The organism is Luteolibacter yonseiensis (assembly GCF_016595465.1).
Taxonomy (GTDB): Bacteria; Verrucomicrobiota; Verrucomicrobiia; order Verrucomicrobiales; family Akkermansiaceae; genus Luteolibacter; species Luteolibacter yonseiensis.
In genome coordinates this window covers 640,714-661,906 of record NZ_JAENIK010000004.1, presented here as the reverse complement: position 1 = coordinate 661,906, position 21,193 = coordinate 640,714, and the positions used below count along the sequence as shown (strand labels likewise).

General features: G+C 61.8%; 16 protein-coding genes. 6 read left to right on the top strand and 10 right to left on the bottom strand.

All coding sequences use genetic code 11. The features are described from left to right. Positions 1-143 precede the first annotated feature (143 nt). Both JIN84_RS04350 and JIN84_RS04345 read right to left on the bottom strand, forming a co-directional pair. Positions 144-1,463 carry an OmpA family protein gene (locus JIN84_RS04350; protein ID WP_200349782.1) on the bottom strand — a complete coding sequence of 440 codons (1,320 nt, stop codon included), beginning with the start codon at positions 1,461-1,463 and terminating at the stop codon, positions 144-146. A 52-nt stretch (positions 1,464-1,515) separates the two neighbouring features. Beyond that, the gene (locus JIN84_RS04345) at positions 1,516-3,036 is read right to left on the bottom strand and encodes a trypsin-like peptidase domain-containing protein (RefSeq protein WP_200349781.1); all 1,521 of its coding nucleotides are present in this window, start codon (positions 3,034-3,036) and stop codon (positions 1,516-1,518) included. Positions 3,037-3,181: 145 nt separating this feature from the next. On the opposite strand from JIN84_RS04345, the gene JIN84_RS04340 reads away from it, so the two are divergent. Both JIN84_RS04340 and JIN84_RS04335 read left to right on the top strand, forming a co-directional pair. Continuing rightward, positions 3,182-4,216, top strand: coding sequence for a hypothetical protein (locus JIN84_RS04340; RefSeq protein ID WP_200349780.1), 1,035 nt, complete (start codon positions 3,182-3,184; stop codon positions 4,214-4,216). A 169-nt stretch (positions 4,217-4,385) separates the two neighbouring features. After that, positions 4,386-4,916: a hypothetical protein gene (locus JIN84_RS04335; RefSeq protein ID WP_200349779.1), complete on the top strand. Its 531-nt coding sequence runs from the start codon at positions 4,386-4,388 to the stop codon at positions 4,914-4,916. 113 nt (positions 4,917-5,029) lie between these two features. Here JIN84_RS04335 and JIN84_RS04330 read toward each other — a convergent pair whose 3' ends face one another. Genes JIN84_RS04330 through JIN84_RS04320 form a run of 3 tightly spaced genes read right to left on the bottom strand, consistent with a single transcriptional unit; the run spans position 5,030 to position 7,999 of the window. Then, on the bottom strand, positions 5,030-6,385 hold the full coding sequence (locus tag JIN84_RS04330; protein ID WP_200349778.1) for an alkaline phosphatase family protein: 1,356 nt from the start codon (positions 6,383-6,385) through the stop codon (positions 5,030-5,032). 48 nt (positions 6,386-6,433) lie between these two features. After that, a complete protein-coding gene (gene folD, locus JIN84_RS04325; RefSeq protein WP_200349777.1) occupies positions 6,434-7,315 on the bottom strand; it encodes a bifunctional methylenetetrahydrofolate dehydrogenase/methenyltetrahydrofolate cyclohydrolase FolD in 882 nt (293 codons plus the stop codon). Between the two features lie 12 nt (positions 7,316-7,327). Then, entirely contained in the window at positions 7,328-7,999 is a 672-nt protein-coding gene (locus JIN84_RS04320; protein ID WP_200349776.1) for a lysophospholipid acyltransferase family protein, read from the bottom strand. Between the two features lie 130 nt (positions 8,000-8,129). On the opposite strand from JIN84_RS04320, the gene JIN84_RS04315 reads away from it, so the two are divergent. Next, complete coding sequence (locus JIN84_RS04315; protein WP_200349775.1) at positions 8,130-8,870, top strand: CorA family divalent cation transporter; 741 nt, start codon at positions 8,130-8,132, stop codon at positions 8,868-8,870. Positions 8,871-8,897: 27 nt separating this feature from the next. Here JIN84_RS04315 and JIN84_RS04310 read toward each other — a convergent pair whose 3' ends face one another. Together JIN84_RS04310 and JIN84_RS04305 are read right to left on the bottom strand one after the other, a co-directional pair. After that, the gene (locus JIN84_RS04310) at positions 8,898-10,997 is read right to left on the bottom strand and encodes a M56 family metallopeptidase (RefSeq protein WP_200349774.1); all 2,100 of its coding nucleotides are present in this window, start codon (positions 10,995-10,997) and stop codon (positions 8,898-8,900) included. Further along, positions 10,994-11,401: a BlaI/MecI/CopY family transcriptional regulator gene (locus JIN84_RS04305; RefSeq protein WP_200349773.1), complete on the bottom strand. Its 408-nt coding sequence runs from the start codon at positions 11,399-11,401 to the stop codon at positions 10,994-10,996. The genes JIN84_RS04310 and JIN84_RS04305 overlap by 4 nt, the downstream gene beginning before the upstream one ends. A 176-nt stretch (positions 11,402-11,577) precedes the next feature. Between JIN84_RS04305 and purE the strand changes: the two genes are divergently transcribed. Both purE and JIN84_RS04295 read left to right on the top strand, forming a co-directional pair. Continuing rightward, complete coding sequence (gene purE / locus JIN84_RS04300) at positions 11,578-12,084, top strand: 5-(carboxyamino)imidazole ribonucleotide mutase (RefSeq protein WP_200349772.1); 507 nt, start codon at positions 11,578-11,580, stop codon at positions 12,082-12,084. Positions 12,085-12,088: 4 nt separating this feature from the next. After that, positions 12,089-13,243, top strand: coding sequence for a 5-(carboxyamino)imidazole ribonucleotide synthase (locus JIN84_RS04295; protein WP_200349771.1), 1,155 nt, complete (start codon positions 12,089-12,091; stop codon positions 13,241-13,243). 42 nt (positions 13,244-13,285) lie between these two features. Here JIN84_RS04295 and JIN84_RS04290 read toward each other — a convergent pair whose 3' ends face one another. The 3 genes from JIN84_RS04290 to JIN84_RS04280 all read right to left on the bottom strand — a co-directional run bounded on the left by JIN84_RS04290 (position 13,286) and on the right by JIN84_RS04280 (position 17,947). After that, positions 13,286-14,683 carry a sulfatase family protein gene (locus tag JIN84_RS04290; RefSeq protein WP_200349770.1) on the bottom strand — a complete coding sequence of 466 codons (1,398 nt, stop codon included), beginning with the start codon at positions 14,681-14,683 and terminating at the stop codon, positions 13,286-13,288. 88 nt (positions 14,684-14,771) lie between these two features. Further along, positions 14,772-15,416 carry a response regulator gene (locus tag JIN84_RS04285; protein WP_200349769.1) on the bottom strand — a complete coding sequence of 215 codons (645 nt, stop codon included), beginning with the start codon at positions 15,414-15,416 and terminating at the stop codon, positions 14,772-14,774. Further along, positions 15,413-17,947: a histidine kinase gene (locus JIN84_RS04280; protein ID WP_200349768.1), complete on the bottom strand. Its 2,535-nt coding sequence runs from the start codon at positions 17,945-17,947 to the stop codon at positions 15,413-15,415. The genes JIN84_RS04285 and JIN84_RS04280 overlap by 4 nt, the downstream gene beginning before the upstream one ends. 261 nt (positions 17,948-18,208) lie before the next feature. Here JIN84_RS04280 and JIN84_RS04275 point away from each other — a divergent pair, with 261 nt between their 5' ends. Continuing rightward, complete coding sequence (locus JIN84_RS04275; protein ID WP_200349767.1) at positions 18,209-21,139, top strand: laminin G domain-containing protein; 2,931 nt, start codon at positions 18,209-18,211, stop codon at positions 21,137-21,139. Positions 21,140-21,193 lie beyond the last annotated feature (54 nt).

Sequence of the window (21,193 nt, the reverse complement as noted above, 5' to 3'; positions counted from 1 at the left end):
GATAGACACGACCGGGAGACATGTCATTCAACTTTTTTTACACATATAGCATTTAAAAAGCATTTAAATTTACAATAACGGATCACGTTTCTGCACGATCATGTCGTGCGTTCCGCACGCAAGGCTGGATGCAGTTATGGATATCAGAAATCCAGATAGATCTCCGTGCGACGGTTCGCGCGGCGGCCCTCGGGGTTGTCCATGCCGCTCTCGGTGATGTTCGGACGGCGTGGTTGGCTGGCCCCTTTCCCCACAGTAACAATCTGGGAGGGTGAAACACCGGCTTTGCTGAGATAGTCCCTGACGACGTCCGCGCGGCGGGTAGAGAGGCTGTTGTTGTAATCCTCCGTCCCGAGGGCGTCGGTGTGGCCGCTGAGGGTGATTTTTTTCCCGGGATCCGCCTTGAGAATCATGGTGACGATTTCCAACTGGCGGCGTGTGCGCGGGTTCATCTCATCTTCGTCGAACTCGAAGTAGAGTGCCAGCGTGTCGCCGCCGGCGGGATTCTTCACCAAGGGAGAGTAATAGATGTCACCACCCGCCACACGGCGCGCGTAATCGGCGAGGAGCTGGTTGAGGTTGATTTCGGAAACGATCCAGTTCGACGGGGTGGGAGGCTGGATCATGTTGATGCCGAACTGCGCGGATTGTTTCCCGTCTTTTGTTTCCACATTCGCAAGATAGCCGACGGTATCCTCGCGCTGGAACATGGAGCGCAGCGGTTTGGTTTTCCGCATGCGGTATTCGCCTTCTTCGAACAAGATGCAAAGGCCGGCGATCTTCGCGTCAGAGACGGTGGCGGGATCGACGAAATCCCTCGCGAATTCAAAGTCCTGCCTGAGCACCGCCTGGAGAAATGCATCAGCCACCCCGAGGGAGTCGGCGAAGACAGCCTTCGGGATCGGTTCGCCTGGGCCGGGCGGCAGCGTGAGCCGTTCCACGGCCCATCTCCCGTTGAGGCGGCGGAGGTCGAGGAAAATACTGTCGCGGCCGGGTTGCGCGCCGTCGAGTTCCAGAGCCCAGCGGGAGCGGGCGTTGAGTTCGAGTTCGCCCACCTCGCGCACGCCGTCCGGTTGGCGCAGCCGCAGCGGGGTGGAAGCCATGAGTTTCAGCTTGGCGGTGGTTTCCGGATCAAGCGCGTCCTTGCCGATGAGACGGGCGACTTTCGCGAGATCCCCGGCTTCAAGCGCGGTGGCGATTTGTGAAACGAGCACGGCGGGATCCGCGGCGGCGACGCCGATGCCGAGGTCCGCCAGAACCTTGTCCGGGTCCTCAGGCTTGGCCGGTTCGGTGAGACCTTCGATTTTCGGCGGAGCGACCGGTTCCGCCGCCTGCGTCGGGACGGCGGGCGGAAGCTCGGGATTTTTCACCCTGAGGCGGGTCGCCAGCATGACCACGGCGGAGGTGGCGAGCAGGGCGGCGAGGCCCAGGAAGAAGTAAGGGAGTTTCGAGCGGGGATGCATTTGAGGCGGTGTTGAAACGCTGGTGGGAGTGGGTTAATTTCACCAATACCCGTCATTCGTCAGGCGGCAGCGCGGGCAGGTTCACTTTGGAAATCTGACCGTTCCGGACGATGTTGAGGGTGGTGTCCCGCACGGCGGCGGAGGCGGCTAGGGAAAGGAAAAATTCGTTCGCATTGCTGACGCGGGATTGGTTCACGGCGTAGATGAGATCACCCGGCTTCAGCAGATCCGCGGCCAAGCCGCTTGGAAGAAGATTGGTGACCACGGCTCCGGAATAGCCGCGCATGCGCTCGGTCACCGACAGATCCCGCACCTGGATGCCCAGCGCTTGGAGGATTTCCCTGGGTTCGCGGGCGCGTCCTTGGGCCGAGGGATCGAGCGGAAGCGGGGGGGCGAGGGCGGTGGCCCCGGCTTCGGCGATGGTCGCCTTGAGTTCCTGTGTGTTGCCTTTTCTCCAGATGTCGATGCCGAGGGTCTGGCCTACCTTTGCCCTCTGGACGAGCGAAATCAGCTGCTGTGCGGTCCTGATTTTCTCGCCATTCACCGATTCGACGATGTCGCCGTATTGCAGGCCGGCGGTCTGTGCCGGAGAGCCGGGCAGGATGCCGATCACCGCGACTCCGCCGGGACCATCATATTGCAGGACCGAGCGGACCATCGCGTCCACATCCCGAACCTGGTTGATGCCGAGATAGCCGCGGATGGGACGGCCGCGCTCGAGGATCTGGAAAAGCGAGTCCTTCACGTCGTTGGAGGGAATGGAGAATCCCACGCCCTGGAAGCCGGGGTTCTGCTTGTCCGGCGAGTAGATGGCCACGTTGATGCCGATGATCTCTCCGCGCAGGTTCACCAGAGGGCCGCCGGAATTGCCAGGATTGATGGCGGCGTCCGTTTGGAAAAGATCGCGCTGGTTGTCGGAAAGCGAGCGTTCCTTCGCCGAGATGATGCCTTGGGTGACCGTTTCGCCGAGGCCGAAGGGGTTCCCGATCGCCATGACGATCTGGCCGACCTTCACCTGTGAGGAGTCCCCCATCTTCAGAGGGGTGAACGTTTCCTTCGAATCGATCTTCAGGACGGCGATGTCCAGCAACGTGTCCTCGCCGATGAGATGGGCCGTGTAGGTCTTGCCGCCATGGAGCGTCACCTGGATCCTCTGCTGCCCGGCGATGACGTGGTGGTTCGTGACCACGTGGCCCTCGCTGGTCACGATGACGCCGGAGCCCTGGCCCTGCGTGGGGAGGTTCCGGGACTGGGTGCCGCCCCAGACATCGAACAAGCGCTCGGTGCGCACCCCGGTGGTGTCGATGCTGACCACCGACGGGACAACGACTTCCGTCAGCGTGGCATACTCATTGTTGAGCCTTGAAAGCAGCTCCACGTCACCGAGGTCCAGCGGAGGTTGTTCGGGAAGGGTGAATTTCTCGGGTTTGAATTCCCCGGTCTTGTTTGAAAAACCCGGGATCAGGCTCCGCAGGTCGCCGCCCGCGCGGTACGTCCGCAGGACGGTGACCGCGGCGAACGCGGTGACAAAAACAACGGTGAGCGCCAGCAATCGTCGAAAAGCAGGATTCATGAATGGGGGCAGGTGACGCCGCCAACATGCCCCGGAATCCCGAATTTCCAAGCGCGTAAACAAAATCCCCTCCACCGCGTTTTTCCCTGAAAATAGTTGTTCTTCCGCCTTGGCCCGCTGCGTATGATCTGAGATGACAATCCCCATGCGAGTGCCCATTCTCCTTGTTTGTTCCGCTCTGGTCCTTCCCGGACTGCGTGCGGAGTCACTTTCCTCAGCGGACCGAGAGACGTTGTTGGAGAATCTGGAAAAAATCCGTGAGGCTGCGGAAGGCAGGGTGGATGCGAGGTTCAGGCTCGCCATCACCGCTTTCCGGAACGCCCTCAGCAGCGACGAAGCCGCCATCGAGCTCTACTTCAACTGCATGGAAAAGGTGGACTTCGAGGACGTCCACAAGCGTGCGGCGGACTTCCGCGAATGGAAGCGCCAGCAGGGGGAGAAACTTTCAGATCCCGGCCTGCGCCTCGCGTTGCGTTACCAGCTCCGCTGGCTGATGCTCACGCTCGAAGCCGCATCCGTGAAACCGGACCGCGCGAGGCTGGTTCGTGAGGCTCAGGAAACCGTGGACTCGATCTTCCGTGACTCTGAAAAGCTGAAATACCAACAGCAGATCCTCAGCCAGTCCGTCACCTCCACTGTTTTCGCACGCGCCTATGACATCAACCACGTGAAGGTTGAAAAATGGTCTCTGTCTCCCATCGCCATCGACGCGATTTACGACAACATGCTCCTCCCTCCCTATCGCACACCCACCGGGCTTGCGAGCCTGCGGGCCGGTTGGATCAAGCGTATCCAGCAGGAAACCGTGAAACAGGAGTTCTGGTCCGCGGAGCCGCGGAGAAGAGGGGAAGAGCGTGAGGAAAAGCGTATCGCCATGGCGGACGACATGAAGACTCCCGAGTATCTCGAATTCATCGAGAACGAGCTTCCCCAGCTCCAGTGGGACATGGAGGTGGACCTCTTCACCTACGGTGACGAGAGCGGGGCTTCGGTCCGCATGCTCGCGCACCTGGAAAAATACATCAACCACCCCTCCGCCCGTGAATGGGGCGAGGAGTTCAAGAAGCTCATCCAGCCCAAGTCCGCCCTGACCCCGGAAGGCGTTCCCGCCGCTCCGGGGGCCGATGCGGCTCCTGCGCCGGGCACGACTCCGGACCCTGCCGGCACGGTCGCCAAGTAGTCTGGAACCCGGCCTGTCTGGAGAGACGGGCCGGGGCTTCCGCCCCCTCCGGAATCATCCGGCGGGCTTGTTCCGCAAGCGACGGACAGGTCGTTTTCTCTCCAACTTCCTTATTGAATATTCCGGGGAGACGTGTTAGTGATGCCATTGGTTGAAAACCCACACTACCATGTCAAAAATCATCACGCTCGTTGTCGCATGCACATTGGTTTCACAGGCATTCGCTGAAACTCCGGCCGCCGCCGCACCCACCGCCGACTCCGCCTATCAAAGCGGTGTCGCCGCTGAAAAAGCCGGTGATGCCGCAGCCGCCGGCAAATTCTACAATCAGGCGCTTCAACTGAACCCGAATCACGCCAACGCACGTTACAGCCTCGGACAGTTGAGGATCAACGCTCCCAGGATCGCCGCCAAGGCACGCGAGGACAAGTTCGGCTCGGTGTTGATTCCGGCCTTCCAACTGGATCAGGCCACCCTTCAGGAGGCCATCACCGCGCTCGGTCTCATCATCGAGAAGGAAAGCAAACAGCAGGTGACGCCGAACTTCGTGATTGAAGATCCGAAGCAACAGCTCGCCGGGCAGAAAATCTCCCTCAATCTCAAGAACATGCCCGCGAGGGCCGTCATGAAGTACCTCACCGACCAAACGGGAGCCAAGGTGCGTTACGATGAACATGCGGTGGTCGTCTATGCCCGCTGAACAGGGGGTGTGAGGTGGTCATAGCGCCACCGGTGATCCGGTGGCGTGGATTTCAAAAACCCGGGAAAAGGAGGATGCTCCGTTTTCCGGGTTTTTCCATTCATGCCGGCTGCCTACTGGCGCGCCGCCTCCATGATCGCGCGGTGGACATCCTGCGCCGTTTTCACGGGAAATGCGGTGCCGAGCAGCACAGGGCGTTCGTCCGCGGGTACGTGGTCGCGCCCGTGGGAACCTTTCACCAGCGAGGCATCAAGCGGGATCACGTCGAGCAACCCGCGCAGCCCGAGCTTTTTCTTCAGGAGGAATTTCGCGATGCGCAGTTTGGGGTGTTTGATCGCGGGATCCACGAAGAGCTCGCACGGGTCGTAGCCCGGCTTGCGGTGGATATCGATGGTCCGCGCGTAATCCGGCGCCACCGCGTCATCATTCCAGAAATAATAGGTGAACCATGCGTCCGCCGCCGCCACGGCGATGAAGTCTCCGGCCCGCTCCGTCGCCACGCCCTCCGGCCAGTCATCCGTGACCTCGCGCACCTCGTCAATTCCCGGTGTGTTGCCTAACAACTTCCTCACCTCCCAGCGGATCGCCGGATCATTCACATACACGTGCGCCACCTGGTGATCGGCGATGGCGAACGCCTTCGACGCACCGCAGTCCAGGGTTTCAAGTCCCAGTTCGTTCTTGATCTGGATCCAGCCTTTTTCCCGGAACAGGCGGTTCAGGTGGATCACCTTCGAGACCGGGGAAATTCCATATTCGGACAAAACCAGCACGCGGATGCCGCGCGACTCGTAGAAGTCGATGAGGTCCGCCGCCACCTTGTCGATTTTCCGGCACTCGTCGGGGATGTTCGCGGCAAGGGGTCCGTCCTTTTGAAGAGGATAGTCCAAGTGCGGAAGATAAACCAGGCTCAGCGTGGGCGAGTGCTTCTCCTCCACCCATTTGGCGGAGGCGGCGATCCACTCGGACGACGCGATCCCCGAGCCGGGTCCCCAGAACGCTTGGAACGGGAACGGTCCGAGATCGTTTTTCAACTCCTCGCGCATTCCCATTGGCTGGGTGTGCACGTCGAAAACCTTCCTGCCGTCCGCCGGATAGAGAGGTCGCGGCGTGATGGAAAAATCCGCCGTGGAGTGCATGTTGTACCACCAGAAAAGCTTCGCGCAAGTGAAGCCGGGGATCTCCCGCCGCAGTTTGTCCCACAGCTTCTCGCCGCGCACGATGTGGTTGCTCTGTTTCCAGAAACGCACCTCCGCGTTCTCCCGGTCATACCATCCGTTCGCCACCACACCGTGTTTTCCCGGTGAAGTCCCGGTTACGATGGACGACTGCGCCGTGCAGGTCACCGCCGGGAACGCGGGCTTGTAGGACTGCATCCCGTTCTTTTCAGCGAACCGGGTGATCCCCGGCATGTCAGGTCCGAGCAGCGATTTGGACAGTCCGACGAGATTGATGACGGCGAGGCGCATGGGTGAGTTTGTTCTGACACCGGCACCATCCGCGCCGGGATTGTGGTTTCACACCCCGAACTGTCTCGCCGCCTGCAGCGTGTTCTTCATCAGCATGGCGATGGTCATCGGGCCGACGCCGCCGGGGACGGGGGTGATGGCCGAGGTGAGCGGAGCGACCTCGGAATAAGCGACGTCACCGGTCAGACGGTAGCCGGATTTTTTCGAGGAATCCTCGACGCGGTTGATGCCGACATCGATGACGACGGCGCCGGGTTTCACCCAATCCGCTTTCACCATCTCAGGGCGGCCCACGGCGGCGATGAGGATGTCCGCGCGGCGGCAGATGCCGGGCAGATCTTTCGAACGGGAGTGGGCGATGGTGACGGTGGCGTTCGAGTTTTTCGCGACGAGCAGCAGCGCCATCGGCTTGCCGACGATCATGCTGCGGCCGATGACGACGGCTTCCGCGCCATTGGTGTCGATGCCGGAAACTTCCAATAGCTTCATGCAGCCCGCCGGCGTGCAGGGGACGAAGCCGGTGGGATCTTCCAGCACGAGCTTGGCGACGTTTTCCGGGTGGAATCCGTCCACATCCTTGCGCGGATCGATGGCGCGGATGATGGCTTCCTCATCAATGTGTTTCGGCGGAGGTGACTGGACGAGGATGCCGTGGACCTTCGGGTCCGCATTGAGGTCTTTCACGACCTGGAGCAGTTCTTCCTGAGTGGTTTCCGCAGGCAGTTCGATCTTCACCGAGTGGAACCCCAGTTCGGCGCAGGTGCGGGCCTTCGATCCGACATAGACCTGCGATGCGGGATCGGCGCCGACGAGCACGACGGCCAGTCCGGGCTGGATGCCTTTGGCGAGAAGTTCGGCGGTTTCGGCGCGGCACTCGTCGAGCACTGCGGCGGCTACGGCTTTTCCATCGAGAATTTTCGGCGTGTTCATGGGGTAAATTGGTCAGAGATCGTCAGCTCCGGCGAGCAGGATGTTTTTCACCCGTTCCACCTGGGCGAGAAATTCCGTTTCGTCGAGCTTGGCGGGGATGAAGATGAGTTCGTCGAATGTGACGTCCACTTCGCTGAACGGCTTGGGAATGACGAGACGGTCCCAGGAGTTCACATGCCAGGCCTCGGTGAATTTCAGGTGGATCGGGACAATGGGAGCTCCGGTGGATTGCGCCAGCTTGATGATCCCCGGGTGGAAGCTGTAGCGCGGACCGCGCGGGCCGTCGGGAGTGATGCACACGTCATAGCCTTCCTGCAGGGACCGCTTCATGCCGATCAAGGCCGCCACCGCCCGGCGCGAGGACGAACCGCGCACCGCACCGAGTCCGAAGACCGACATGGCTTTCGCCAGGATCGCACCATCCTTGCTGGCGCTCGTGAGAACCACGGATTTCCTGAGATTCCCACCCGTGCGCCACCAGATCGGAGGCATGGTGAAAATGCGGTTGTGCCAGAGGGCGTAGATGACGGGGCGGATGGGGTCGTGCGCGGTGATGACTCCGCAGCGGTCGTAGATTTCAAAACGCAGGGTCTTCGACCACACACGCATGAGCCAGCCCGCGAGGGTGCCGAGGATCTCCGCCTTGCGGTTTCCTTGGATCTCGGTGCTTTTGGGTTTGCTCATTTGTCAGATGCCGGCGGGGCGTGCCGGTCGCGCGGGATGTGGTGAGTTTCTCCACCCCGGCCTCTTTGACAAGCCCCTCCGTGGAGAAACACAACTTGCCCGGTGTCGGAAAAAATGCGCTGCTGGAGGCATGGAAAAAGCCGTTTACATTCCCAAGACCTGGGCTCTGCCGGATTCGATCCGCAAACGTCTTGGCGAGTCGGTCGGCAAGCAGCGTCTGATGAACGAGGAAGGGCATCTCCTCCTGCTTCTCCACCAAGTCCCGCGTGCGGAGGACGACGAAGTCCGCACGGCGGTGGTCATCTGGAGAAATCCGGCGGGCGAGTGGAAAAGCGCGCCCGCGGCGGGCGGCCTGACCGGGCTGGAAGCCCACATCGCCTCCTACCGCACCGCCATCCACCAGCTTGACGAGGAGGTGGAAGCCGCCAAAACGGCGCGGCAGTATTTCGAAATCATGCGCCGCATGCACCCGCTGCAACGGGCGACCCGCAGCATGCTCGAGGTGGTGCAGGCGACCCGCCAGGCCCTGCCGGACGATACCCGCATCATCAACATGCGGGACCAGGCGGCGGATCTCGAGCGCGGGATCGAGCTTGTCGCGGCGGATGCGAAAGCGGGCATGGAGTTCACCGTCGCCGAGTCCGCCACCCAGCAGGCCCATGCGGCGGACGTGGCGAACGAGGAAGCGCGCCGTTTGAACCGGCTTGCGGCTTTTTTCCTGCCGCTCGCCACGCTTGTCGCCGTTTTCGGAATGAATCCGCCGGAAACCCTTTATAACCAGACCGGTTTCTGGACGGTTCTCGCGGCAGGCGTCATGCTCGGCTTCTTCGTGCACGCCGTCGTCGGCAGGAGAAATCGCAACAACCGCTGATAGGGATGGATTTCCGCCCCTTCCTCCTCAGGGTTTCACGGCTTCGATCTTGAAAAACACCCGGCTTTCGGTTTTCGGTCCGCTACGGAGTTTGAACGAGATCGGAATTCCTGGCGGGACGAACGGCAGGGTTTTGATTTCCTGATCCAACACGTCGGTGCCCGGGATCATCGTGAGATTGATCCACTTGTGGTCTTCCGAGAGATATGCCGAAAACTTCAGTCCCGGCAGCGACAGCCAGGGTTGGCGGAATTCAATGAGTGGAAGCTCCACTGTCCCGAGTTTCTCAATTTCCGCGCCCAGCACATTCTCAAAAACCTCCTGATATGGCTGTATCACCCAGTTCATGGAATCGGTTACGGGTGGAAAATTCTTGGAATGGGGATGCCGGGCCAGATCCGCCTTCAGATCCGCTGCCGGCACACTCACGCGCGTGCCACTGATCCGCACCCTGCCCTTCACATCCACGGAAGGCCTCTTGAACAACTGGCCGGGACTGCCAGCAACGCTATCACCTTCGGCGGTGAGAGGTGTGGCCTTTGAAAAAACCTGGGCAAACGTCCCTGGCTCCACTTCTCCCAAATCCACGCACACCACCTCGCCGAGATTCAGCCGGGCGGAAACATCGGCTTTTTTGAAAAGGAAATCGCTGCCTCCGGCAAACGGCTCGGCGGGTGTCAGCGAAATGGGAAATCCGCTGCCGGGAAAAAAGCGGTAGGTCGCCCGGGTGGTCAGTGAGATCTGTTGGTTTTCAAAGATCGCACGGGATTCGTACTGGATTCCGTTTCCAATAGGATCCGCGAATGACGGGCGATCCTTCTGGGACCAGAGGTTGATCTTCCGGTCGTAGCGGGTTTCGAAGGTCTTGTTTTCCCCGTGGTCCAGTTTGCCGGTGGTGTGGACGGCGATGCAGCCTTGGTCCTCCGCCGTTTTGAGAAACTCCTTCATCTCGTGATCCTTCAGGATCTCTCCGCTTTTTCTACCGGAGGCTGATTTGGAAATGATCATCCAGTAGTCGATATGGAATTTTTCCGGCTGGAATGTGATGGCCTGCGGCCGGGCCGCCTCTTCTTCCCGCGATTCGATTACCGCTTCTTCCGCCGCGCCGATCCTCATTACGGAGACGGCAACTGCCAGAACCACAACCAGTCCCGCGCTGAGACTGGCGAAGCCTTTTCCGACGGGACTCCCGCTTCCCGCGGATTCCAACAAACCCACAAGCCGTCTTTTCAACCGGCGTGCTTGGCGGCTCTTCGCCATGGCGACGGCGAGTGGCGGCTGTTTGGAAACCTGACGGGGCATGGCGATGAGGAATGCTCCGTATGCCGCACGGTTCTCCGAGGGGCCTGTGGCTTGAAGATCGCAGAGCTGCTCGCGGGCATCGTCCCACCGGGAAATGAGCAGATGGACCAGAGGATTCCACCAATTCAGGCAACGGATGAAATTGAAAATCAACATCCAGCGGGAATCACCCGTCCGCCAGTGGCCGATCTCATGGCGGAGCGCCCAGCCCAGCTTTTTCTTGGAACCCGCATCAAGCAGGAACGAGGGAATGACAATCAGGGGCCGCCAGAAACCCGTGACGCAAGGACTCATCCAGCCCTGGCAGATCCGGAAACGACCGCGAGCGGGAGCTTCGGGGACGAGTTGTTGGAGAGCGGACCAACTGGCGTCGTCAGGTTGCGCCAGTGATTTTCTCCAAACCACGACTTGCAGCCAAGCGATGCAAAGTTTCAGCAGCGCGATGCCTGACCCAACGGCCCAGAGCGTGTTGAAGAGGTAAGGAAAATTCGGATAAACCCGTCCCGCCGCCGGGGCGATGCCCGATTGGGAAGTTGGCGGAATTTCCACTTCCACCGTCGTCTTCATCGGGACCGTGGCCACGGTCCAGAGCGCCAGCCCGGACGGTGGTTCTTGAATTCCCGCCGCCGGCTGGAAGATCCGCGGCGCCGCAGCGGGTCGCAGCGCGGTGATCCATGGCAGGACGCCCACCGCCATCAGCCCCACGATCGCCACAAAGGCGCGCTTCTCCGGAAGGCGGAGGCATACCAGCAGCAGGCTTGTGAAAACCGACAGCAACGCCGCATGTAGCGCGACATTCAGCAGGTAGGTGGAGGAAAGGTTCATGGCTTTTTCCCTTGTTGATGTTTGACGATCAGTTGATTCAGTTCATCGAACTCCTCCTTGCTCAGGCCTCCCTCTTCGACCAGACAGCGGACGAGCGAAAGACCGGATCCGCCGAAAAAGCGCTGTTTCAGCTCAGCCAGCACCTTTCCGCGTCCACCTTTTTCCGACGGCACCGAGCGATACAGCCTTGCGCGACCCTCGTCATCGCTCAGCAGCCAACCTTTCGTCTCCAACCGGTGAAGCTGCGTTTGCAGGGTGCTGCGGGTGATGGCTTCCGCCCGACCGTCGTTCACCGCCCGGAGCAGGTCTCCCACGGAAACGGGCTGCTTCCGCCAGATCAGATCCATCAACGCCTGTTCGGCAGGCGACAATGGCGGGAGGGATGACGCTTTCTTGGGATTCATGGGAAATGACATGACAAATGTCGTCATGAGCGTCAAGCGGGAAGAGACGACGTTTGTCGTTGTCTTCGGCACCGGGGAATTTCCCAACTTTTCCCTTTTTCCACATCCGGCCGTTGATTCCCGGCTGCTTCCACCTGCGTATTGACGCGCCGCACCGAGTCCTCCACTCTGCGCCGATGAACGCAGCGCCAGTCGTCGGGATCATCATGGGAAGCACGTCGGATTGGCCGACGATGGAGCACGCCGCACGCGTCCTGCGTGACTTCGGCGTGGCATGGGAAGCGGAAGTCGTCAGTGCCCACCGCACGCCGGACAAGCTTGTTTCCTATGCCGAAACCGCGCGTGGCCGCGGTCTCAAATGCATCATCGCCGGAGCCGGCGGAGCAGCCCATCTGCCGGGCATGACCGCCGCCATCACCGATCTCCCGGTCCTCGGCGTGCCGGTTGAGTCCAAGGCGCTGCAAGGCGTGGACTCGTTGCTTTCGATCGTCCAGATGCCCGCCGGAATTCCGACCGCCACCTTCGCCATCGGCAAGGCCGGCTCGACGAATGCCGCGCTTTTCGCCGTGGCCATGCTCGCGAATGAAAATCCCGGACTCGCGGAAAAGCTCGCGGAGTTCCGCAAAAACCAAACCGCCACGGTGAAAGCCGCGGCGCTGCCTCCCCTTGATCCCATCGACTGATTTCATGTCTGCTTCTGTTCCCATTCACGCGCCAAATTGTGTCGTCGGTGTCATCGGTGGCGGCCAGCTCGGCCGTATGATCGCTCTGGCCGCGCGGCGGCTCGGCGTGCGCACGGTCATCTGGACCGGCGGCTTGGAAGCCCCCGCCGTCGAGTGCGCTGACGAGGTCATCGACCTGCCGTTCGACGACGAAGAGGCCCTGCGGGATTTCTGCGGCCGTGTGACCGTCTCCACCGTCGAATTTGAAAACATCCCGTGTCACACTCTGGAGAAAGTCGCGGAATGCACCGGACTCTTCCCCTCGCCACGCGCCATCTGCATCTGCCAGAACCGCGAACGTGAGAAAAATTTCCTCAAGGAGAACGGCATTCCCCACACCTGGTACGCCGTCATTTCCAACGCGGCCGACCTCGCCGCGGCGATGAAGGAACTCAACGGCCCGGGTGTCTTGAAAACCGCGGATTTCGGTTACGACGGCAAGGGCCAGCTCAAGCTCGAAGGAACCGAAGATCCGGAGACAATCTGGGCCGCCTTCGATGCACCGCGAGCCGTGCTGGAAGCGTGGGTGCCCTTTGACAAGGAACTCTCCGTCATGGTCGCCCGTGGGGCGGACGGTGTCACCGTCACCTACGACCCGGCGGAAAACCGGCATCGTCACCACATTCTGGACGTCTCCATCGTCCCTGCCCGGGTTTCGCCCGCCGTGACCCTGGAGGCTGCGGCCATCGCCCGTCGTGTCGCGGAAGCGCTTGATTACCGGGGCATCCTTGGCGTGGAATTTTTCCTGAAAGCGGACGGTTCGCTGCTCGTCAACGAGATCGCTCCACGCCCGCACAATTCCGGACACCATACGCTGGACGCCTGCGTCACCTCCCAGTTCGAGCAACAGCTGCGTGCCGTGATCGGCCTGCCGCTCGGCTCCACCCGCCTGCTTTCGCCCGTGGTCATGCTGAACCTGCTCGGCGACATGTGGCCGGAGGAAACGACCCCGCCGGATTGGCACCCTCTCTTCGCCGACGGCGAAGCCAGCCTCCACCTCTACGGCAAGCGCCACGCCAGGGGCCGCCGGAAAATGGGACACGCGAACATCCTCGGAGCCACCACCGAATCCGCGCTCGAACGCGCGGAGGCGCTGAAGGCGGAGTGGCTGGGGCTGTAGTCCCGGCCCGGTTTCCCGGGACCTCCAACGGGCGTCACGCCCTCACGGTTTCCCCGGGAACACCGGCTTCTGCTTTTGCGAAGCCTCGAAGGCGGAGGGGGTGTCGAGAGGGACGCCGGGGTCGAGCTGGTCGGTGAGGCTGCGGTCGAGCGCGGCGGCGAGGCGGGCCTTGGTTTCCGCGTGCGCGGGATCCGTGGCAAGGTTGGTCATTTCAAAGCGGTCTTCCGCGGTGTGATAGAGTTCTTCCGCAGGCCGGTGCATGTAGCGCTGGACCATGTGCAGCGCGTGGGCGTCCTCCGTGGAGCGGAACATCCACGTGCTCCAGTAGGGGTTGTGCTCGTCGCGCCCCATCATGTGTTTCTCGATGTAGAGTTTTTCCGGGGAAAGGTTCCGGATGTAACGCCAATCACCATTGCTGATGGAGCGGATGGGATAGGGCGGACCTTCCGGGTAATTGTTGTGCATGCCGTAAACGAATTCCCGGTGCCGGTCGCCCTCTCCCCGCAGGACGGGAGCGAAGCTGGCGCCGTCGAAAGCGGAGGCGTCCGGTTTTCCTCCGGCGAGATCCATGAGTGTGGGAAGGACGTCGGCATACTGGACCAGCGCGGGGGTGCGGCGTCCGGCCGGTACCACGCCGGGCCAGCGGGCGACCAGCGAGGTGTGGAGGCCGGTGTCCCAGTTCGTCCACTTGTTGCCGGGGAACTGCGCGCCTTGTTCGCTGGTGAAAAGCACGAGCGTGTCGGAGGCTTTTTTGGTGGTTTCCAGCAGGGCGAGCAGCTCACCCACCTGGTTGTCCATGTAGGTGACTTCGGCGAGGTAGCGGGAGAAGCTTTGCCGGGTCATCGGGGTGTCGGCGAAATTGGCAGGCAGTTTAAGTGACTTCGGCGGGTAGGCCGAGGCGTCGCCCATCACCCATGGCGCATGGGGTTCTGTCAGTGCGACGACGAGGCAGAATGGTTGCGCGTCGTCACGGGTGATGAAGTTTTTCACGCCCGCGGTGTCGTTCGGGCGCGTGGGGTTGTTGACACAGTTCTCATCATAGCCCGGGACATTTTCAAACGGGTAGACCGAGGCGGGCTGGACATGGGATTTCCCTGCGAGGCCGACGCGGTAGCCGAGATCTCCAAGGAGGTGTGGCATGCTTTTGGTGCCGGGCCGGCTGGTGCCCTGGTTCCACGCGCAGCCGTTCCGCAGCGGCAGGCGGCCGGTGTAGAGTTCCGAGCGGGAGGGCGCGCACATCGCCATGCCGAGGTAGGCGCGGTCGAAGATGGTTCCCTGCTTTGCGAGTGAATCGATGTTCGGGGTTTTGGCATTCTGCCCGCCATGGATCGCGAGGTCGCTGTAGGTACAGTCGTCCGCGATGATGACGATGACGTTCGGCTTCACCGCCGCGATCAGCGGGGTGAGCAGCAGGCAGGTGAGGGCGATCAGGGATTTCACGGTCTTTTCTTGGTGGGTTGAGGACCCGGTTTCAAGAAAACGTGGCCCGCGCCGCCGTAAACCCTTCATTCTGCGGAATGTTTCGATCTCACGCCTGGCCGCGTCCCAGGTATTTCACCACGGCTTCGGTGCGCGTGCGGACGTGGAGCTTGGTGTAGATGTGGTGCAGGTGGGTGCGCACGGTTTCGACACCGATTCCCAGATCCCACGCGATCTCCTTGTAGAGGGAACCCTTCGCCAAAAGGTCGAGGATCTCCGTTTCCCGGGGGGTGAGGTTCAGGTTGTCGTTTTTCTGCGGGGCTTCCTTTTTGAAATGCTTCACCACCTTGCGGGCGATGGCGCTGGACATGGGCGAGCCGCCTTCGAGCAGGTCTTCCAGCGCTTCCAGCAGTCTGGTGGGGATGTCGCGTTTGAGAAGGTAGCCGGATGCCCCGGCGGCGAGCGCGGCGTAGATACGGTCGTTGTTGTCGTAAACCGTCACCATCAGCACCTGGATGTCCGGCTGGCGGGCGGTGAGCTGCTCCACGCACTCGATGCCGGACATGCCCGGAAGCTGGATGTCCATCAGCACGACCTGTGTGGGCGAGTTGGAAAGCGTCTCGAGCGCGGACTCACCGTCCGGGAACGCGGCGATGAATTTCCAGCGCGGAGAGGAGACGATGATTTCAACCAAGCTGTCACGCAAGGTGTCGTCGTCCTCGACAACGGCGATGGTCACTGGATTTTCGATCATGGCAGCCTTGGTTCGTGGGTTTTCGCCAGCGGGCACCGCAGGCTGACACAGGTGCCGCCGCCGGGCGAGGATGAGATTTCACAGGTGCCGCCGATGTCGGCCAGACGGGCCTTCAGGTTTCCGAGACCGTGGCCTTTCACCAGGGAACCGGTGGCGAACCCCTGCCCGTTGTCGCGGATGTCGATGCCGAGGGTCTTGTTCCCGAAGCTCACCGCAAGGGTTACCTCACAGGGACCGGCGTGCTTGAGGATGTTGTGCAGGGCCTCGCGGACGGCCATCGAGATGTGGTGCCGGAAGTCCGAACTGATGGGGTGGGAGGGAAGCGAGGAGGGGATTTCAAAACGACAACGGATGCCGCTTTCCGAAAAAAGCTCCTCGGCGTGACTGGTGAGACGGGACGCCAGTTCGTCCAGATTGTCGTGCGAGGGGTCCACCGCCCAGACGAGTTCGTCCATGGCGACGACGAGTTCGCGGGCGGCACCGGACATCTTGTCGAGTTGCTTGCGGGCGTCGTCCGGGTCGTGGTCGATCGCCCTGTTGGCGAGCGAAGCGGCGACATTCAAAACCGTAACGCGTGTGCCGAGGTCGTCGTGCATGTCGCGCGCGATGCGGGTACGGTCTCGCTCGAGCGCGGTGAGGAAGGAAAGCTCGCGCAGCCGCCGCCGGTTTCGCTGGTTCCGCTGGCGGATCACCCCGGCGGCGATGAGCGAGATGACACAGGCGGTCGCGACGGGGAGGAACCATTCGCGCTGCCAGAAATGAGGGCGCACCAGGATCCTGGCGGAAAGTCCCGCCGTTTCCGGATGCGGTTCCTCCGTCATGCCGATGGCCCGGAAAACGTAATCGCCCGTCGGGACGTTCAGGAAGGTGGCGCGCTGCTGGTTTCCGGTGATCACGTTGTAGGCTTCGCGCCAGGTGACGATCAAGGTGCGTCCGGCGACCTTGGCGGCGTCGAGCGGCTGGGTGGCGGTCCACTTGCCGCCCATGGACTGGTCGCCGTCGATCAGGCTCAGGATGGCGGATTCCTGAGGACGGGTGGTCAGCGCGATGGCGGGTTCCGCACCTTCCCGTTTCCAGCCCTTCGGCGCGCGCATCGGGAAAAGCGGACCGGTTCCCTGTTCGAAGGTCCCGTTCGACCAGAGCGGAATGGCGGGTTGTTCGGGGAGGAACAGATTCAGATCGTCGATGCCGAGGCTGCCGCTGGTGTCCGGGGCTCCGGAACTCAGGGTGACGCGGAGGAAACGGGCGTTTTCCGGGGCGTAGAGCGGCTCGCGCCGTGGGGTGAGCGTGGAATCGATGAATCCCGCCCCCCAGCCGGAACTTCTCCCGGTCATGTTGAATTCGGCTTGGGAAACCGGCTTCGACTGGGCGTCGAGAAACTCGAATGTCAGACTCATGCCGAGCACGCTCTGCTGCCAATGCTCGTCGAATCCCTCCAACTGGCACCGCAGTTGAAGCGGGTTTCCAAAAGAACTCGTCCCCGTGGCGATGTCGAAATCAAGCCGGTGCAATCCAGGCTTCAGACTCAGTGGAGTCCCGTTCCGTGGCATGGTGGTCGCCCGTTCCCCATCCACGCTGATCCCGGTGAGATGCAGTTGGAACGGCGCGCCGCCGTCGCGGTGTCCCGGTTCCTGCGGGTTGTAGTCCGAAGTCTTCCTCGAAGCGGGAGGAACGAAGCAGAAATCCGTCGGATGCCTTGCGACCGAACTCATGCGCACCTCGTCGATCAAGCCGGGGAAAGGTTCCGCCTCCGCGTTCATCGGGACCGCGCTGCGGGCCTCGTTGCCGATGGCGAAGTCGCCCACCGTCGTGGCGAGATTCTGCGAGAGCGTCCCGACCCCGATGCGGTTGGCGGACTCGCGGCGCTGGTCCAGCCGGGTCCAGTAAAGCTGGAGCGCTCCGGGGATTCCGGGACGTCCGTCGTAGGAAACCGCCACGTGGAACCAGTCTTTTGTATTGATCGCGTCCGGTCCTTGGGTGGGGATCGAAGCGATCGCCCCGCCCACCGCGTCGCTGTGGTTGAGCGGGACAAATGACAGGAACCCCTCGCGCTCGATGCGGAAGCTGAACATCCGGTCATCCAGCTCGCCGTCCATGGTCAGGATTCCCAACGCGATCGACGCTGTCTCGGAAGGCAGTTGGTCGAATTTCAACAGCGCCTCATAGGTGAACGCCCCGTTCGCGCCCTGGAACTGGAAATTTTTGGGCGCGTTGTCCTCCTTTCCACTGGCGAGGGCGGGAGCGGCCGTGATGATGGCTCCGGCCAGAGATGGCTCGCCCGGAGTGCCCGCGGTGTGATGGTGGAAGGAGATCGAGCCGCCCATACCGGGCAAGCCGGGTTGCAGCGTGGCGGCTCCGTTGTGCATCCCGTGCAGGGAGTTCCCGGTTTTCGACGAGTCCTTGAACGGGGGGGCCGCCTCGTCGAGATGCCAGAGATGCAGGGTGAACTCGTCCGCCGCATAAGGCCGGACATTTTCCGCCGCGAGATGCCCGATGAACAGCAGCGGGAAAACGGATGCGATCCATCGCACTGGATGATGTGATGGGTCGGGTTTTCTCATCTTCTGGCAGCCGGACTTCTTAGGACGGAAATGTCGGGATGATGCAAGGCGGCAGTTGGCGGCTCACACGAATGTGGGATGGGCGTCATCCCCTTTTGGTGTGAACGCGCCGCATCTCATTGAATCCCGCGAGATTACGCCACTAGTTTGCCCTGATTTTCATCCGGCGAAACCCGTGACCTCCCCAAAGGTCGGAGACGAATCCAACCCATCACTTAAAAATCCAAAGCAATGCACCTCAGAAAGAACCCCTTCCTCGCCGTGGCTCTCACGTCCGGCTTGCTTCTCCCTTCCGTCCGGGCGGAACTCGCTCCCTATTCCTCACCGGACGCGGATACCAGCTACCTCTATCACTTCAACGAGGCTGCCGGGGGCAGCTCCGCAGCGAACGCAGGCTCCACCGGTCGCGCCGCGCTCTCGGTGGATGGGAACCCCTATGCCGGGGATGCCGTCGACCAGGCGCTGATCACCAGCGTGCTCGGCTATCCCGGATACACCGGCTTCGGCGAGGCCGCGTTCGTTTCCGGCGACGCCTGCCTCGGTGTGGACGCCGATGGAAATGGTGCATTCCGGCCGGGAGACGCGGATCCCGTCGGCCTGGACGAGATGACCGACCACTCGACCATTTATGGAGTGGGGAACGCGTTCACGCTGGAGGCGATGATCAACGTGCCTTCCATCACCGCCGGAAATCGCGAGATCATCTGCACTGACAGCAACGGTGCCGCCGCGGATCGGGGTTTCCAATTCCGCATCAACGCTACGGGAAACCTTGAGTTCAACGCCATCGGCACCACTCCCGCCGCAGCCGTCGTGCCGATCCCCACGACAGGGACCCATGCTTTCGCCCCGAACCAGTGGTTCCATGTGGCCCTTACCTACGACGGGACCAAGCTACGGTTCTACTGGACCAAGGTCGACCAATCGGTCACCGCGGCGCATGAGATCGGCACGAATACGGTGGAAACCGTCGAGCTTGCCGACAACGCGATCCTGGTCCTCGGCAACGAGGGCCGTGCCACCGGTGGTCTCGGTGGTGAACCGCTCGGTGGCTACCTCGACGAAGTGCGCATCAGCAAGGTCGCCCGGACCCCGGCCCAGTTCATTTTCTACGATGGCGGCGACACGGACGGCGACGGACTGCCGGACGGTTGGGAGATCTCGATTTTCGGTGATCTTTCAAAAACCGCGACGGATGACACCGACGGGGATACCTTCAACAATCTGGCGGAATACAACGCAGGTTCCAACGCGAACGACTCCTTCTCGGTTCCCGGCGATGTCGATGGCGACGAGCTGGCGGATTCATGGGAAATCGCGAATTTCGGAAACCTGAACAAGACCGGCTCGGAAGATACCGACAACGACTTCAACACCAACGAAGACGAGGAAACAGCGGGTACGAACCCGAACAGCAACACGAGCTTTCCGGATACGGATGCGGACACCCTCAATGACGGTTGGGAGTATCGCTTCTTCTCAGATCTCAGCGCCACCGCCGCCGCGGATCCGGATGCCGACCTCTACACGAACTCGGAGGAATACGCGTTGGGAACAAATCCGGCCGAACAATTTTCATCGCCGGACAGCGATGCCGACGGCCTCAACGACGGCTGGGAAGCCCATTACTTTTTTGTAAACGGGGACAGCCGGGCGACGCTTCTCGCGAAACAAACCGGCGAAGGCGATCCGGATGCGGATAGCTATACCAATGACCAGGAGGAAACCGCCGGCACGAATCCGACCACCTCCGAAAAGCCGTCCGACCTGGACGCGGACGGTCTCATCGATTCGTGGGAGATGTTTTATTTCGGCGATCTCGACGAAGTGGCCTCTGGAAACCCCGATGGCGACAGCGGCACGAACCTGCAGGAGCAGAACGCCGGTTCAGACCCCACCCTGGCGACATCCGTGCTGACCGACATCGATGGCGACGGAACTCCGGACGTTTCCGAGGCGTTCCAGCCCTACACCGCCGACAGCCACACGCTGCACCTCTGGCACCTCGACGAGGTGGACCAACCGGCCTCCGACGCAGGCAGCAACCCCATCACCATGACCGCGCTCACGGTCAACGGACGGCTTTGGCAGCCCTCCCTCGCGGGCTTCGCGACGGGGCTCAACACGTCCGCCGGTCGTGGCACGCTCACGGGGGCCGTACTTTCCGCCAAGCCGTTGGTGGTCGGCACCGGCGACGACACCACGATGACCTATGCAGGAGCTGACGGTGCGTTCACGTTCGAGGGCATCGTGAGGATCGACTTTGATCCCGCCGTGGCCTCGGCGACAGCAATGCAGATCGTGACCGGTGAATCGGATGCGATTCCCACCCGGGTCTGGCAGTTCCGTCTCGTCCCCGTCAATGGTCCCGGCAACGCGGGTGGCACCACCCCGCGGTTGGAAATCATCAACATCAGCGGCGGTGGCATCACCCAGGCGCTTTCCGCCCCCATCCCCACGAGCGGCGACCCGAATGCCATCGTGCAAGGCAGCTGGTATCATGTGGCCGTCACCTACAACGGCAGCGAGGCCACGCCGGACAACCTGAAGCTCTACTGGACGTTGCTCGATCCGTCCCGCACCGCCGCCCACGAGTTGTTCTCGGGACAAATGACCCACGACCTCATCACGAGCACGCCGGATTTCACCATTGGCAACGAGGGCCGCGACGGCACCTCCGGGGCTGGCAGCACGGACGGCTTCGCGGGTGTCATCGATGAGATCCGCATCAGCGACGTCGCCCGCACACCGGCGCAGTTCCTTTTCAAATCCGCCGGTGACTCGGACAGCGACGGCTTGCCGGATGCTTGGGAAACGACGTATTTCGGCGGCCTGGGCCAAACAGCGGGCGGCGACTTCGACAGCGACGGAACAAGCAATCTGGTGGAATACCGCCTGGGCCTGATTCCGAACAGCGGCAGTTCGAGATTCGCCGCGCGGACGAACGATGCCAACCCGGACGATGGATTCACCATCACCTGGCCCAGCCTGCCAGGAACGAGCTTCAATGTCTGGCGCAGCGATGACCTGGCAAGCTGGTTGAAGATCGCTCCCGCACTGCCCGCGGCATCCGGGGCCGCCACCTCGACCAGCCACACCGACTCCACGCCGGTCCCTGTCGGCAAAAAAGCGTTTTACCGGGTAGAATTGGTAACTCCCTGATGGGTTCAGGGAGAACAACGGGGCCGGAGGGATTGGGTTCCTCCGGCCCTTTTC

What these genes read in the sequence shown, in the direction of transcription:
- JIN84_RS04315 (WP_200349775.1), top strand. Translation starts at nt 8,130, where the DNA reads ATGGAAAAAGCCGTTTACATTCCCAAGACCTGGGCTCTGCCGGATTCG.
- JIN84_RS04345 (WP_200349781.1), bottom strand. Translation starts at nt 3,036, where the DNA reads ATGAATCCTGCTTTTCGACGATTGCTGGCGCTCACCGTTGTTTTTGTC.
- JIN84_RS04305 (WP_200349773.1), bottom strand. Translation starts at nt 11,401, where the DNA reads ATGAATCCCAAGAAAGCGTCATCCCTCCCGCCATTGTCGCCTGCCGAA.
- folD (WP_200349777.1), bottom strand. Translation starts at nt 7,315, where the DNA reads ATGAACACGCCGAAAATTCTCGATGGAAAAGCCGTAGCCGCCGCAGTG.
- JIN84_RS04295 (WP_200349771.1), top strand. Translation starts at nt 12,089, where the DNA reads ATGTCTGCTTCTGTTCCCATTCACGCGCCAAATTGTGTCGTCGGTGTC.
- JIN84_RS04320 (WP_200349776.1), bottom strand. Translation starts at nt 7,999, where the DNA reads ATGAGCAAACCCAAAAGCACCGAGATCCAAGGAAACCGCAAGGCGGAG.
- JIN84_RS04335 (WP_200349779.1), top strand. Translation starts at nt 4,386, where the DNA reads ATGTCAAAAATCATCACGCTCGTTGTCGCATGCACATTGGTTTCACAG.
- JIN84_RS04330 (WP_200349778.1), bottom strand. Translation starts at nt 6,385, where the DNA reads ATGCGCCTCGCCGTCATCAATCTCGTCGGACTGTCCAAATCGCTGCTC.
- JIN84_RS04350 (WP_200349782.1), bottom strand. Translation starts at nt 1,463, where the DNA reads ATGCATCCCCGCTCGAAACTCCCTTACTTCTTCCTGGGCCTCGCCGCC.
- JIN84_RS04310 (WP_200349774.1), bottom strand. Translation starts at nt 10,997, where the DNA reads ATGAACCTTTCCTCCACCTACCTGCTGAATGTCGCGCTACATGCGGCG.
- JIN84_RS04275 (WP_200349767.1), top strand. Translation starts at nt 18,209, where the DNA reads ATGCACCTCAGAAAGAACCCCTTCCTCGCCGTGGCTCTCACGTCCGGC.
- JIN84_RS04340 (WP_200349780.1), top strand. Translation starts at nt 3,182, where the DNA reads ATGCGAGTGCCCATTCTCCTTGTTTGTTCCGCTCTGGTCCTTCCCGGA.
- JIN84_RS04285 (WP_200349769.1), bottom strand. Translation starts at nt 15,416, where the DNA reads ATGATCGAAAATCCAGTGACCATCGCCGTTGTCGAGGACGACGACACC.
- purE (WP_200349772.1), top strand. Translation starts at nt 11,578, where the DNA reads ATGAACGCAGCGCCAGTCGTCGGGATCATCATGGGAAGCACGTCGGAT.